Origin of the sequence: Paenibacillus sp. Root444D2 (genome assembly GCF_001426375.1) — a bacterium.
GTDB lineage: Bacteria > Bacillota > Bacilli > Paenibacillales > NBRC-103111 > Paenibacillus_E.
In genome coordinates this window covers 32,373-45,323 of record NZ_LMEO01000045.1, presented here as the reverse complement: position 1 = coordinate 45,323, position 12,951 = coordinate 32,373, and the positions used below count along the sequence as shown (strand labels likewise).

The following is a 12,951-nucleotide window of genomic DNA, read 5'->3' as shown; positions in this document are numbered from 1 at the left end:
ATGCGGAACGATGGTTCGTCAGCTTTTTGCGAAGTATGAGCTGGATGCAGCGAATGCTGGAATTACCTATACGTTAGACATGGCACATTCGGAAGACGAAGAACTGCTTTTAACGGTAGATACAGATCGTATTGAACAGGTGTATGCAAATATTTTGTACAATGCAATTAAATTTTCCACTAGAGGCGGATTTATTGATGTTCACGTGGCAATCAAGGATGAGCCGAGAGAGTTAGTGATTCGGGTTACCGATACCGGCGTGGGGATTAGCGAAGAGGATCTTCCACATATTTTTGAGCGGTTCTACAAAGTTTCTAAATCACGCAGCACGTCTGGCGGCAGTGGTCTAGGACTTGCGATTGCTAAGGAGATTGTACAGTATCACGGTGGCCAGATTTGGGCGGAAAGCCGCCTTGGAAAAGGATGCAGCATCTCATTCTCGTTACCAGTGCATCGAATTTAAGCCCCGAGAACCGTATACCTCACATGATTCAGTGTGCGGTATACGGTTTTTTGGGTTAAGGTCGAATGGTAACTCTGGTGTGAATGGGCACAAGTGCGGCTAATTCAAGCACATCTTCGTTGTACATGCGGATACAGCCGTGTGATGTTCTCTTTCCTACGGAAGAAGGATCATTCGTGCCGTGGATACCATAATGAGGTTTGCTTAAACCCATCCACAAGACGCCGAATGGGCCTCCAGGATTGGGTTGTTTATTGATAATAAAAAATTCACCCGTCGGTGTATTGGTTAACATTTTACCAATACCAACTGGGAATCCACGTACAACGATGTTTACATCCAAAAGATATAATTGAAAGTCAGAAAGATCAACAATAATTCGGTAATTGGGCATAGGATTGTCACCTCGATCTATACTATGTAAAATGGAACGATTTAGATATTGAAACTTACATGTGATATACTGCTGTAGAATCAGTCACCGAAGGAGAAACAGACATGCAATCATTTCTACAGTTTAATCCAACGAAATTATGGTTTGGCCAGGGTCAAATTGAGCAGCTACATCAGGAACTTGGTACTACTGGCAAGCGAGTATTGCTTGTGTATGGCGGTGGAAGCATTAAGAAAAATGGCGTATACGATGCTGTTATGGAACAGCTTATACATATGCAAGCAGAAGTGTTTGAAATGTCCGATGTAGAGCCTAATCCACGGCTTACCACTGTTCGTAAGGGCATAGATATTTGCCGCGATAAGCAAATCGAGCTCATTCTGGCCGTTGGCGGGGGGAGCGTGATTGATTGTGTCAAAGCGATTTCCGTGGGCGTTTATTATGATGGGGATGTTTGGGACATCATTACCCGGAAAGCTGTGCCTCACAAAGCTCTTCCTTTCGGAACGGTTTTAACACTTGCGGCAACAGGTTCTGAGATGAATAATATTTCCGTCATCACACATTGGGAGAAAAATGAAAAGCGTGGTTGGAGCAGTCCTTTCGCTTATCCGGCTTTCTCAATTTTAGATCCGACGTACACCTATTCTGTGCCTAAGGATCAAACCGTTTACGGCATAGTGGATATGATGTCGCATGTGCTGGAGCAGTACTTCCATCTTACGGAAAACACAACTATGATTGATCGATTCATGGAGTCAGTCCTCTTGACAGTCATAGAAGCTGCGCCGAAGCTGCTTGCCGATCTTACCAGCTATGAGCATAGAGCAACGGTCATGTATGCGGGCACGACTGCTTTTAACGGGCTGCTGTCCAGTGGCACAGATGGTGGAGATTGGGCATCGCATCAGATCGAACATGGCCTATCCGCTGTTTATGATATTCCGCATGGCGGAGGGCTTGGGATTGTATTCCCGAACTGGATGAAGCATTGTGCAGAGGACGATCCTACACGGATGAAGAAACTGGCGATTGCAGTCTTCGGTATCGATCCATCAGATAAAACGGATCATGAAATTGCACTCGAAGGGATTGACGCGCTGCGAAGTTTCTGGAATTCCCTTGGTGCGCCAAAACGGTTAGGGGATTATGGAATCGATGATTCCAGGATAGAGGAATTAGTCCATAAATCATTCATGAAGGACAATGTGGGGCAATATAAAAAGATGACGAGGGAAACAGTCAGAGATATTTTGATTCGATCTTTAGTCTAAAAAAATAAGCTATCCTGATGTAGATTGATCTACGCGGGGTGGCTTTTGTTTTTTTGCAAACATTAAAATTGCATAAACTCGTAGAGAAAGGATCAATTATCATGTAAAGTTAATGGAGACAACCCATATTATGTAAAGGCTCAAGGGAGTGGATTTAATCAAAATTCGAATTGTTGGAGCTTGTGGCAGCGTGAAATCCTATCGTGTCATTAAGCAATTCCTCAAATTATGAAATTGACCAACGAACATACAGCGAAAAGGATTATTATTAAAGATAATCAAGAGATTCTGAAGTATCTACAAGAGATAATATGAGACGTAGTTCTTTTTATTTTTGGTTACTCACTTTTTTGTTCATTAGTGCTTCAATTTTTTATTTGATAGACCTAATGACATTTAGAGCAAGGCCAAGTGGCGCAATTTCAGGGAATGGTAATCCCGCGATCATCATCATACTTGTTGCAATTCCCATATATGCAGTGTTGCTAGTTATGACTTCGATGTTTTTTTATAACGTTAAGCGTGTAACTAGGATAAAAAAAGGTTTGATCATCTTTTTTATAAGCTTACTCCTAGTTTTTTGTGTTTTAGGAGAGATCAATGAAGTCAAATGGCATCTTGATACACTGAATGGAGGACCTAACAGTTCGAATTCAATTATTTATAGGTGGGGATGGTTCAATCAGTATACAAACACCATTTTTTTCAATGTAAATAGCTTTGTTTTTGGGATAGCCCTTTCAGGAATGTTGGGGTGTATACTTTCAATTAAGAAAAATCGTGAATGACAACAAGCATGAAAAAACCTCTTGGCATAGGCATCTCTGGAGGCGCCGGAAGTGGAAAGACGACGTATGTGGAACCAACCTCGTTTCTGATCGTGTAAAGAAAGGAAGCTCAAATGCCATTCTTAAAAAGAATTTCCCTGGATTGGTCCCAGTTGAAACCAGAGGATAGAGAACAATTTCCATACCAAATACCAACCATTCAATCCTTCAATGAATACAATTTTGAATCTAACGTCACATTTTTTATTGGCAATAATGGGTCAGGGAAGTCTACTTTACTTGAGGCAATTGGCGTATCTTGCGGATTCAGCGTTGTAGGCGGCAAGGATTTAACGATTTCGAAGGAAAAAGACGATGTATCTTTAGCGAGTATTATGCGGCTGTCTTGGCTCCCTAGGGTTAAGGAGGGGTTCTTTTTCCGTGCCGAGACATTTGATACGTTTGCCGGTTATATTGATGAACTCTCGAAAGACCCCTACGTAGGGCAATCAGCGTATGCACCTTATGGTGGGAAATCGTTGAATCAGCAGTCGCACGGACAAGCCTTTTTAACTTTTTTGAAAAATAGATTAAGCGGTAAGGGATTATATCTCTTAGATGAGCCAGAGTCGGCCTTATCCCCGCAAAACCAATTAGCATTCTTGCGAATGATATGGGAATTGGAGCAGTTGGGCCAAGCGCAGTTTATCATCGCTACTCATTCTCCGATTTTGATGGCGTACCCAAACGCGAAGATTCTACAATTTTCTGAAACGACGATTGAACCAATCGCGTATGAAGATACAGATCATTTTACTCTGACGAGAGACTTTTTAAATCACAGAGAGCGCTATTTTCGGGCTTTGTTTGAGGAAGACATTAACAATTAAGCAACTGGGGGAATCAGAAATGGCATTTTTCAAGAAAATGTTAGCACGCGTTGGGATTGGGAACATCGATATCGACACGCAGTTTCATACGGAGGATTTTATTCCGGGGGAGATGGTTGAAGGGGTCGTTATTGCCAAAGGCGGAAAAGTGGAGCAGAAGGTGGATAAAATCTACTTTCAAATCATGACGGAATATAAGAAGCCTGTGGAGATAGATGCTAATCGCGATGGGCGAACTGAAACTCGTATGGAGAATGAAACCATCGTTATTGCCAATATACTGCTTGGTGAAAGCCTCGTGATTGCGCCGGGGGAAACAATTGAAATTCCTTTTGAGTTCGTACTGCCGCATGAAACGCCAATCTCAATCGGTGTCAGCCCGATCTGGGTGCGCACAGGCTTGGATATTGATAATGCGGTTGATCCTTCGGATCGTGATGATATTGAAGTTCAGGCACATCCGCATACTGCGGTTATTTTTGAAGCTCTGGAAGAAATGGGATTTCATTTGCATCAAGCGGAGAATGAGTATTATTTACAACGAGATTATCATTTACCGTTTATTCAAAAGTTTGAATTTGTTCCTAATCAAAATGGCGAGTACCGCAGCTCGGTGGATGAACTTGAACTCATCTTCTACCCGGATAAGGACGGTGTAGAGATTATCCTAGAGTTCGATCGTAAAACGCGTGGTTTCAAAGAATTTCTTTCGGATATGTTGGATACGGATGAGTCTCATCATCGCTACTTTTTCAATCTAGAAGAGTTGGAAGAAGGTTCTTCCTCAGTAGCGGATCAGTTCAGGGGGATCTTCGACGAGTTGTTGGAGTAATACATAAAAAGAGGCTGTCACCAACGGTAGGATGATTACCGGAGGGACAGCCTCTATTCATTTCAACGTTAGTTTCCATAATAAGAGGCGCTAAGAGCCTTCGCATCCATCCATTATGCATGTGCTAATTGTTTAAATTCAAGTTTTCCAGTCGTTAAATACGTGAGTTCCGGTGTTGAGAAAAAGTCAGCTAATCGCCGAAGCCTCATATATATCGTTCGCAAAATAACGGAATCCATCTCTGTGATCATACTGCGATTTGCAATGAAATCTCGCATGCCCACCTTGATGAGAAAATCGCTATTTCGAAGATCGGTTATCAATTGTTTATTGGGAAGTTCTCCGTAGTTGACTATGTACTTCGTTTGCGCAAGAGCGCTTTGATACAGTTCAGCACATGCTCGTGTAATTTGTACTTGCCTCTTTGCACCCATAGCGTCTGTAACAGTTAGCATTTGATTTTTGGTATCTAATGAGTTCTTTTTCAAATAAACAATTTCGTGAGAGGCAATACCCTCTGTGAGTAAACGAACGATGATGGCATCTTGCGGATTGATACAGCGAGTTTCGATAAAATGAATTTGTTCTAATGTAATAATACGAAATCAGCATCCCTTCAAGTGTGTAAATTGGATTTCAGTAAACTTTCATTCGGCTTTCAGCAATAAGCAACTATATACTCTATGTGGAATAAAGATCGATTATGACTGTTTACAATAAATAATTATTAACTTTATTTTCATGAAGAAGCAGGGAATACTTGGCTTATGCAGAAGATGAGAGTATAGATGTATGAGTGGAGTTGAGAGGGAGGCGCTGTTGAAAATGGTGAATGAAGAAGGGGAATTGAAGAAGGTGTTAGGCTTGCGAGATTCGATTGGTATTGCCCTTGGACAAATCATTGGAGCAGGTATTATGTCAATAACTGGCATCGCTATTGCATTAACAGGGATTGGTGTACCGCTGGCTTTCGTGTTTTCCTCTGTTTTTATGCTGATCATCACGATTCCTCTTGCCGTATTAGGCTCAGTTCTTCCTACAACTGGAGGCATGTACACATACACGAGTCGTTTACTTTCTCCGAATGCAGGGTTTGTCTATCTAATCCTTTTCACATTCGGTCATTTGACCATCGCTGTGTATGCCATTTCATTCGCTCAATATTTGCAGGGAATTATGCCCGGTACGCCGATCATGCTTGTTGCTTTCATTGTGCTGACTTTCTTCTATCTCATTAATCTGTTTGGCATCAAGTTCATGTCATCCTTAGGAAAGGGGCTCGTAGCGATTAAGCTGCTGTCACTTCTTGTTTTCATCGTATGGGGAATTTCGAAGGTCGACTATACGGTGTTTCATCCCTCAGCGTTTTTTCCTCAGGGCATGTGGAGCTTTCTTACAGCGGTTGGCATCACATCTTTTGCGTCTGGAGGTGCTTATGCCGTAGTTGAGCTCGGAGGCGAAATGAAGAGGCCGCAGAGAGATATTCCGCTTGCCATTTTCATCAGTAGTGGCATAGTTGCCTTGCTTTATATAGGCATTGGCATCGTAGCAACCGGAGTGCTGCCGATTTCTGATGTTGCAGGAGAGTCGCTTTCAGATGTGGCGAGGACGATACTGCCCAATCCATTGTTCCTATTTTTTATCATAGGAGGGGCCATGTTTGCTCTGGCTTCTACACTTAATGTGACATTTTCCTGGGTGACGAGGGGGATGCTGGTAGCATGTCGCGATGGTTGGCTCCCAGCATCGTTCGGCGCCGTTAATCGAAGGTATGGTACACCGCATTGGCTGCTCACGTTTTACTATTTGCTTGGGGTTATACCCATTGTGACAGGAGTATCGTTGACCACGATATCCCAGCTAGGGGTTGGTATTTTACTCATTTCAAGCATTTTCCCCGTTCTTTCTGCCGTACAACTTCCACGCAAGTGCCCTGAGCTTTATCGCAATGCACCTTTCACTATGAAGCCGAGTCTGCTTTACACCATCGTCATCATTGCCGTTGGTTTACTGGCCTTTCAAGGCTATTTACTCCTCAGCCGATTGTCGGCTCCATTAATTGTAGGTAACATGGTGCTTTTCGCAGCAAGCATCGTTTATGTGATGATTGTAGGCAAACGCCGAATAAATAAACATGCTTCAAAGGCAGTTGCAAATGATAGTCGTGATATCAAATTGTGGCAATAATTGTTTTCAGTTCTTTTGTAAACTCTTTGGAGGGCAGGGACTGATGGCGATTCTTTAGACGTAGAGAGCAGAAGGAAATATCCATATCCTCTCCGGTGATCTCTAATGCAACAATACTGCCTGTTTGGACATAGGGGTCGTATTTCAGACCGATTTCCGTATAAAATCCAATAGCAATTCCTTCGGCAATCACTCGTTTTGCAGCCTCTGAATTCCCTAGCTTAAATAAAATATTCGGCTCTCCATATTTTTTTAATTTACTTATCAGATACTCAGAATTCAGGAGGATCGGTTGATGAACAAGTTCTTCTATGGAGATGCTTTGGCGAAGAGACAGTGGGGAGTTTTTCCCCACGCATGCCATCACTCTGCTGTCCATCAACGTCTCAGTGATCAATTGTTTATTCGGCTCTTCATAATTCCGGGATACGGCGATTAGACCAATATCTACTTTACCGCTTTGGACTTCTTGTTTAATTTGCGGATAATCAAGTTCCAACATTTCAAGCTCTACACCAGCATGTTTTGCTTTGAAAATCGCCAAAGTTGAGGGTAAAACACTCAAGCATAGGCTAGGCACAGATGCGATGGAAAGGAACCCTGAGAGCTGATTGGAATGAAAACCTGCCGTCTCTCGGAGTTCCTCTACTTTTTTTATGATCTCTTCCGCTTTGCTTATAATTAATTTCCCATCTTCCGTAGGAATGGCTCCGAAGCGCGAACGCTTAAATAGCTTCACCCCAAGCTCTTCCTCCAGACTCACGATAGCCTGACTGATATTTGGTTGGGAGACATGAAGCTTTTCGGCAGCTAGTGAGATCGAACCGGTTTGATTGATTTCAATGATATAGAGAAGTTGTTCAATCCGCATAGTTCTCCTTTTTGGGAAGCGATTTATGTCGTAAATATATCCCAAAAGCGGATGATAGGCAATGATAGGGAAGCCCTATTTTAAGAGGCTCCGGACTCAACATTCAGTTTGCTTAGCTCCTTCATTTGTCCGTTGAAGACGAAACGTGATAGCACGACGCTGATTTCATATAAAGCAAATAAGGGGATGGCCACCATCAGATGTGAGATGAGATCAGGCGGTGAAATTAGGCTAGCTAATATAACCAGAACGATATAAGCGTATCTGCGAAATTTGTTCAGGAGCTTTGGATTCAGCAGTTTTAGTCTAGTTAGAAACATGACGACGATGGGGAGTTCGAAGGCAATCGACAAAGGCAGCACAATGTTCAGCATGAAACTAAAATATTGGGCAACACCGTACGTCGGGGTTAATCCAAGATTATCGGAAATTTGGGTAGTGAACGTCATGCACATGGGGAAAACAACGAAGTAGGCAAAGGTTAAACCGATGATAAAACACAGGACGGTATAAGGAATATAACGGAGTGTGGCTGACTGCTCCTCCTTCGTTAGGCCTTGTTTAACGAATCCCCAGATCTGATAGAGGATAAAAGGCAAAGTGACCGTTAGGGATATCGCGAACGCAATCATCATATAGAGGCGAATACTATCCATGGGGGAAAATACATGCCATGTCATGTCGGATGCCGGGGGTGTTTGCTTCAAGTACAGGAGGAGCTTCTGGGCGGCAAGAAAGCCGGCAATCATCGTAAGGATTATGACGATTAGAACTCGAATAATACGTGTTCGCAGTTCGGACAGATGTTCAACGAGAGACATCATTTCTTTTATTGGCATGGAAAACACCTCCAAAGCTATGTATGATCGTCATTGACTTAAGATCCCGCTAGCATGCGCTTAAGCTCAACGGTGTGGAAGCCGTCCATCAGCTTCGTGTGGATCTCCATGATGGTCTGAATATCCTCAAATGAATATTTACGAACGCCTCCTTTACTTCTCTCTGGGAAAATAAGTTTGCGATCTTCGTAATAACGAATCTGCCTCTCCGATAACCCGGTTAATTCACTTACCACACCAATTTGAATCACTTTCTTCTTCGTCATCGACATCATCCAACCTCCTAGACATGTTAGATAGATTAACATTTACATGACATTTGTTACAAGTTAACTCTATCACCATGCCTATATCTGATCAAATAACCAATTTTTATCCCGATATAAGTAATATTTATGTAATATAACCTAACACATATTAGTGACTAATACATGTCCTACTGGTACGTTTAAGGTGCGGTTTATCCAAACTTGAACGAGGAGATGGGAGCATGGAGAAGACACCGATCAAAGAAGATCAAATTACACGCAGACAATTTTTGACTACTGTCGGCAAAATAGGAGGGTCAGCCGCACTCTTTAGTGTTATGGGGACTCTGGGGCTCTTATCCCCAGAAACGATGAAAGCGGCAGATTATACTCCGCCTTCAGGCAGGGATCTCACTTCAACGAACCGCAACGGGAAAAAGGTGATCATTCTAGGCGCAGGGATAGCCGGTATGACGGCTGCCTACGAGCTGGGAATGGCCGGATATCAGTGCACAATTTTAGAAGCGAGAGCTCGTTCCGGCGGTAGAGCTTGGACGGTTCGCAGAGGTACGACTGTTTCGGAAATAGGTGGCAGCAAGCAGGTTGCACGCTTTGATAATGGGATGTATTTTAATGCGGGACCGATGCGGATACCCCAGTTTCATGTAACGTTGGAATATGCGCGTAAATTTGGTGTCGCGATCGAGCCCTTCAACAATGTGAACGAGAGCGGCTACTATTATAACGAAAATGTGGGCGAATTGTCGGGTGTGAAAGTTCCGAAGCGCCAAGCGAAGGCAGATGTTAGGGGCTATGTCGCCGAAATGCTAGCTAAAGCGGTAAATCAGAAAGCACTGGATCTCCCTCTTACAACAGAAGAAAAAGCTAAGCTTGTCACTTATTTGAAAACCGAAGGGGATTTGAACGCAGATCTGTTCTATAAAGGTTCGGAAAGAGCAGGGTATAACGAGGAGCCAGGCGGTAAATTCGACGCGGGCGTACGTAGAGATCCATTTAGTTTAAAAGCGATCATAAATTCCGGTTTTGGGCAATTTTTTAGCAGCGAATACAGTTATGATCAACAAATGATGATGTTTCATCCGGTAGGCGGGATGGACCAAATTGCTAAAGCGTTTGAGAAGCGAGTGGGGGACCGAATTGAATTCCATGCAGAAGTACAAGAAATTAAGCAATCCTCCGACGGTGTTCGTATCCTGTATAAGGACTTGAATAGCGGCGCCAGCAAGGAAGCTGCCGGAGACTTTTGTATCTGTACGATTCCTTTGTCTGTCCTTAAGGATATTAAGGCCGATTTCTCCGCAGACATGTCGACGGCTATTTCTAAAATTAACTACGCATCCGCCGGTAAAATTGGGCTCCAGTTTAAACGTAGATTCTGGGAGGAAGATGAGTTTATTTTTGGCGGAAGCTCACTGACCAATATGGACATTTCCAGTATTTATTACCCGCCGACTGATTATTTTGCCAAAAAGGGACTCCTCTTAGGTTATTATGCATTCGGGGGTAACGCTGACAAGATTGGTAAAATGACACCTGCCCAAAGGGAAGACTACGCATTAAGCCAAGGGGCGAAAATTCATCCGCAATATTATAAAGAGTTCGAGGCCTCTTTCTCCGTAGATTGGAAGAAGATCAAATATAATCAAGGCGGATGGGCTTCGTATACGGCTGATGACCGCAAAACGTATTACCCTACCTTGTGTAAGCCGGACGGTCGCATTTATTTGGCTGGGGAGCATATTAGCTATATTACCGCTTGGCAGGCAGGGGCGATTGAATCCGCAAGGAAAGTGGTTACTGAAATTCATGAGCGCGTAATGAAAGAGTAGATGATGAGGAGCGATGAACGATGATGATAACGAAGAAAGTGAAAACCATGGCAGCCGTCACATTAGGATCATGCCTCATATGTGTCAGCGCCTATGCAGCCGGAACGGAAAAAACTAGTAAATACCCATCAGAGCCAATTAATGAAGTGGAATTCTATGGTAACCCAGCGTCCTCGATCTCTGCCGGAGTGTCCGTACCTGCAGACTCTTCTTACTTATTCACAAGCGGAACGGTGCCGCCTGTTCTTAATAAAGAGGGGAAAACGATTTATGAGCGCTATGGCGATACTAAAATGCAAGGTACCGGAATACTTAAAGAGATAGAGAAGCAATTGAAGGATAAGGGATTGACTTTGGCTGACGTCACTTATCTCCGTGTCTATCTTACAGCGGATGCGGCCAAAGAGGGCAAGTTTGACTATCAAGGCTGGTTCGATGCTTATGTGCAATTTTTTGGCAATGAAGCGAATCCGGTTAAGCCAGCTCGCTCTACGGTTGGTGTGGCAGGACTGGTTAACTCTGATTGGCTAATAGAGATCGAAGCTGTAGCCGTATATCCGAAGCATCATAATCAAAACTAATGAAACGGAGTTGATTCCTATGCTGCAAAATATTGGCTTTCCTGGTCTCATGTTAATCTTAGTTGTTGTCTTAGTCTTGTTTGGTCCTTCCAAGCTTCCAGAGCTTGGTCGCGCAGTGGGACGCACGCTGCACGAGTTCAAAAACTCTGCGAGGGAACTCGTATCCGAGGGCAAAGAAGCACCTGAACATGTAGAGCCAGCTGATAAGCTGTTTGAGAAGGCGAAAGTATAAACGAAGCTCAGAAAGCCTGTATCTGTGATTATTCTCTTTGGAGGAGAGCATCTCGTTACAGGCTTTTTTGCGCTTCTGTACAACGAATTAACCTTCTTTCACTCTTTTGAGTCTTGTATAGTTTGGATGTGAAAAAAACACAGGAAAAGCAATGGATTTACACAATCATTTCATGATAGTCTGCTCAATATGAATCTTCCATCAATTCCATGGAGAGGAACTACGATGCGCTATTTATCGAAAAAGCTGCCTTTTTGAGCGTTGAGGAGAACGTAGATGCGTTAATTTGCCGTTTGGATTGAAATATGGCTCTTAAAGCGAAAATAACGAATCGCCCTTCCGTTAGGCTAGCCATATAACCTCATTCAAGCAAAATAGCGAATCGACGTTCCGCCTCAGGTTTTGGATGGTTTGAAGGAAACTAACGATTCATTCGCCTCAGCGCATGATGATAAGTCGATAAGTTAACTTGAGGCAAAGCCTCAGGTTTTTTTACATGTGATTGGATAGAATCAGCCATAAATGGGCATTCACTAGGAGATTAGCTCCTGCTCGAACCAATTGTCCTCTTTTATATATCGACATTATGGCTTTTGTATGGGATTATGAATGTGAGTTGGATAAATAGGGGGCAGTCTGGATGAGATTCACAAAGCCGACAGCATTAGTGACTGGCGCATCTAGCGGATTTGGCTTATTAACGTCAATAGCTCTGGCCCAAAAGGGGTATCACGTTATCGCAACTATGCGTGACCTAGATAAAAGTGAAGATTTGCTCGCGAATGCTGAACAAGCTGGCGTAACAAATGCCCTCGTAATCATGGCTCTTGATGTAACGATTCATGACTCGATTGAACAAGTCGTTTCTGATATTATGGACAAGTATGGCAGAATCGATGTTCTCATTAACAATGCGGGTTTTGCTGTCGGGGGGTATGTGGAAGATGTACCGATGGAAGCGTGGAGATCTCAGCTGGAAACGAATGTATTCGGTGTCATTGCAACAACGAGGGCCGTCCTGCCGCACATGCGCGCACAGCAATCTGGTTGCATTGTTAATGTAAGCAGTGTGAGCGGGCTATCGGCATTTCCTGGCTATGCCCCGTATAGCACTTCGAAGTTTGCTATTGAGGGCTTTAGTGAATCGCTTCGTTTGGAAATGATGCCCCTGGGTGTACGCGTCGTGCTTGTAGAGCCAGGTGCCTATAAGACAGAGATTTGGCGTAAAGGTTTCGAGGCGATCCATACCACGGAAGCTTCTCCTTATTGGAAACGGCTTAGTAAAATGCTTGACTACTCAAGGAAAGCCTCCGTGACTGCACCCGATCCGCAGGAAGTAGCCGACCTAATTGCACGAATTGTAGACAACCCGCGGCCAAAGCTCCGTTATCCAATGGGACGTGGTGTAAGGTCGGGGCTGAGGGCGAGAAGTCTTTTGCCATGGAGATGGTATGAAGGCGTTTTGAATCGATTATTGAAATGAAGAAGGATGTATTTGTGTAAGTACGAATAAACCAAGGAGT

14 protein-coding genes are annotated in these 12,951 nt (G+C 43.5%); 9 read left to right on the top strand and 5 right to left on the bottom strand.

The window, feature by feature from the left end; all coding sequences use genetic code 11:
* Positions 1-10 precede the first annotated feature (10 nt).
* Complete coding sequence (locus ASD40_RS39460; RefSeq protein ID WP_442952720.1) at positions 11-463, top strand: sensor histidine kinase; 453 nt, start codon at positions 11-13, stop codon at positions 461-463.
* Between the two features lie 55 nt (positions 464-518).
* Here the strand turns inward: ASD40_RS39460 and ASD40_RS22030 are convergent, their stop codons facing one another.
* On the bottom strand, positions 519-857 hold the full coding sequence (locus ASD40_RS22030) for a L,D-transpeptidase (RefSeq protein WP_057305313.1): 339 nt from the start codon (positions 855-857) through the stop codon (positions 519-521).
* 104 nt (positions 858-961) lie between these two features.
* Here ASD40_RS22030 and ASD40_RS22025 point away from each other — a divergent pair, with 104 nt between their 5' ends.
* From ASD40_RS22025 to ASD40_RS22010, 3 genes are all read left to right on the top strand, one after another.
* On the top strand, positions 962-2,131 hold the full coding sequence (locus ASD40_RS22025; protein WP_057305312.1) for an iron-containing alcohol dehydrogenase: 1,170 nt from the start codon (positions 962-964) through the stop codon (positions 2,129-2,131).
* A 901-nt stretch (positions 2,132-3,032) separates the two neighbouring features.
* Positions 3,033-3,788, top strand: a complete 756-nt coding sequence (locus tag ASD40_RS22015; protein ID WP_057305310.1) for an AAA family ATPase — start codon at positions 3,033-3,035, stop codon at positions 3,786-3,788.
* Positions 3,789-3,807: 19 nt separating this feature from the next.
* On the top strand, positions 3,808-4,620 hold the full coding sequence (locus ASD40_RS22010; protein WP_057305309.1) for a sporulation protein: 813 nt from the start codon (positions 3,808-3,810) through the stop codon (positions 4,618-4,620).
* A 113-nt stretch (positions 4,621-4,733) separates the two neighbouring features.
* Here ASD40_RS22010 and ASD40_RS22005 read toward each other — a convergent pair whose 3' ends face one another.
* Positions 4,734-5,108: a hypothetical protein gene (locus ASD40_RS22005; protein ID WP_057305308.1), complete on the bottom strand. Its 375-nt coding sequence runs from the start codon at positions 5,106-5,108 to the stop codon at positions 4,734-4,736.
* Positions 5,109-5,412: 304 nt separating this feature from the next.
* Here ASD40_RS22005 and ASD40_RS22000 point away from each other — a divergent pair, with 304 nt between their 5' ends.
* Positions 5,413-6,807 carry an APC family permease gene (locus ASD40_RS22000; RefSeq protein WP_082562367.1) on the top strand — a complete coding sequence of 465 codons (1,395 nt, stop codon included), beginning with the start codon at positions 5,413-5,415 and terminating at the stop codon, positions 6,805-6,807.
* Here the strand turns inward: ASD40_RS22000 and ASD40_RS21995 are convergent.
* The 3 genes from ASD40_RS21995 to ASD40_RS21985 all read right to left on the bottom strand — a co-directional run bounded on the left by ASD40_RS21995 (position 6,791) and on the right by ASD40_RS21985 (position 8,789).
* A complete protein-coding gene (locus ASD40_RS21995; protein ID WP_057305306.1) occupies positions 6,791-7,678 on the bottom strand; it encodes a LysR family transcriptional regulator in 888 nt (295 codons plus the stop codon). The two genes, ASD40_RS22000 and ASD40_RS21995, sit on opposite strands and share 17 nt — an antisense overlap.
* 80 nt (positions 7,679-7,758) lie before the next feature.
* Entirely contained in the window at positions 7,759-8,517 is a 759-nt protein-coding gene (gene tatC, locus ASD40_RS21990; protein ID WP_057305305.1) for a twin-arginine translocase subunit TatC, read from the bottom strand.
* 38 nt (positions 8,518-8,555) lie between these two features.
* Positions 8,556-8,789 (bottom strand): MerR family transcriptional regulator, encoded by a 234-nt coding sequence (locus ASD40_RS21985; protein WP_029193642.1) that lies wholly within the window; start codon positions 8,787-8,789, stop codon positions 8,556-8,558.
* Positions 8,790-9,007: 218 nt separating this feature from the next.
* On the opposite strand from ASD40_RS21985, the gene ASD40_RS21980 reads away from it, so the two are divergent.
* The 4 genes from ASD40_RS21980 to ASD40_RS21965 all read left to right on the top strand — a co-directional run bounded on the left by ASD40_RS21980 (position 9,008) and on the right by ASD40_RS21965 (position 12,911).
* Entirely contained in the window at positions 9,008-10,615 is a 1,608-nt protein-coding gene (locus ASD40_RS21980) for a flavin monoamine oxidase family protein (RefSeq protein ID WP_057305304.1), read from the top strand.
* Between the two features lie 20 nt (positions 10,616-10,635).
* Positions 10,636-11,196 (top strand): RidA family protein, encoded by a 561-nt coding sequence (locus ASD40_RS21975; protein ID WP_235549345.1) that lies wholly within the window; start codon positions 10,636-10,638, stop codon positions 11,194-11,196.
* Between the two features lie 19 nt (positions 11,197-11,215).
* Entirely contained in the window at positions 11,216-11,428 is a 213-nt protein-coding gene (gene tatA, locus ASD40_RS21970) for a twin-arginine translocase TatA/TatE family subunit (protein WP_057305303.1), read from the top strand.
* Between the two features lie 640 nt (positions 11,429-12,068).
* Positions 12,069-12,911 carry an SDR family oxidoreductase gene (locus ASD40_RS21965; protein ID WP_057305302.1) on the top strand — a complete coding sequence of 281 codons (843 nt, stop codon included), beginning with the start codon at positions 12,069-12,071 and terminating at the stop codon, positions 12,909-12,911.
* Positions 12,912-12,951: the final 40 nt, after the last annotated feature.

Bases quoted from the DNA above. Each gene is read 5' to 3' on its own strand.
- ASD40_RS39460 (WP_442952720.1), top strand. From the start codon at position 11: ATGGTTCGTCAGCTTTTTGCGAAGTATGAGCTGGATGCAGCGAATGCT.
- ASD40_RS22030 (WP_057305313.1), bottom strand. From the start codon at position 857: ATGCCCAATTACCGAATTATTGTTGATCTTTCTGACTTTCAATTATAT.
- ASD40_RS22025 (WP_057305312.1), top strand. From the start codon at position 962: ATGCAATCATTTCTACAGTTTAATCCAACGAAATTATGGTTTGGCCAG.
- ASD40_RS22015 (WP_057305310.1), top strand. From the start codon at position 3,033: ATGCCATTCTTAAAAAGAATTTCCCTGGATTGGTCCCAGTTGAAACCA.
- ASD40_RS22010 (WP_057305309.1), top strand. From the start codon at position 3,808: ATGGCATTTTTCAAGAAAATGTTAGCACGCGTTGGGATTGGGAACATC.
- ASD40_RS22000 (WP_082562367.1), top strand. From the start codon at position 5,413: ATGAGTGGAGTTGAGAGGGAGGCGCTGTTGAAAATGGTGAATGAAGAA.
- ASD40_RS21995 (WP_057305306.1), bottom strand. From the start codon at position 7,678: ATGCGGATTGAACAACTTCTCTATATCATTGAAATCAATCAAACCGGT.
- tatC (WP_057305305.1), bottom strand. From the start codon at position 8,517: ATGCCAATAAAAGAAATGATGTCTCTCGTTGAACATCTGTCCGAACTG.
- ASD40_RS21985 (WP_029193642.1), bottom strand. From the start codon at position 8,789: ATGTCGATGACGAAGAAGAAAGTGATTCAAATTGGTGTGGTAAGTGAA.
- ASD40_RS21980 (WP_057305304.1), top strand. From the start codon at position 9,008: ATGGAGAAGACACCGATCAAAGAAGATCAAATTACACGCAGACAATTT.
- ASD40_RS21975 (WP_235549345.1), top strand. From the start codon at position 10,636: ATGATGATAACGAAGAAAGTGAAAACCATGGCAGCCGTCACATTAGGA.
- tatA (WP_057305303.1), top strand. From the start codon at position 11,216: ATGCTGCAAAATATTGGCTTTCCTGGTCTCATGTTAATCTTAGTTGTT.
- ASD40_RS21965 (WP_057305302.1), top strand. From the start codon at position 12,069: ATGAGATTCACAAAGCCGACAGCATTAGTGACTGGCGCATCTAGCGGA.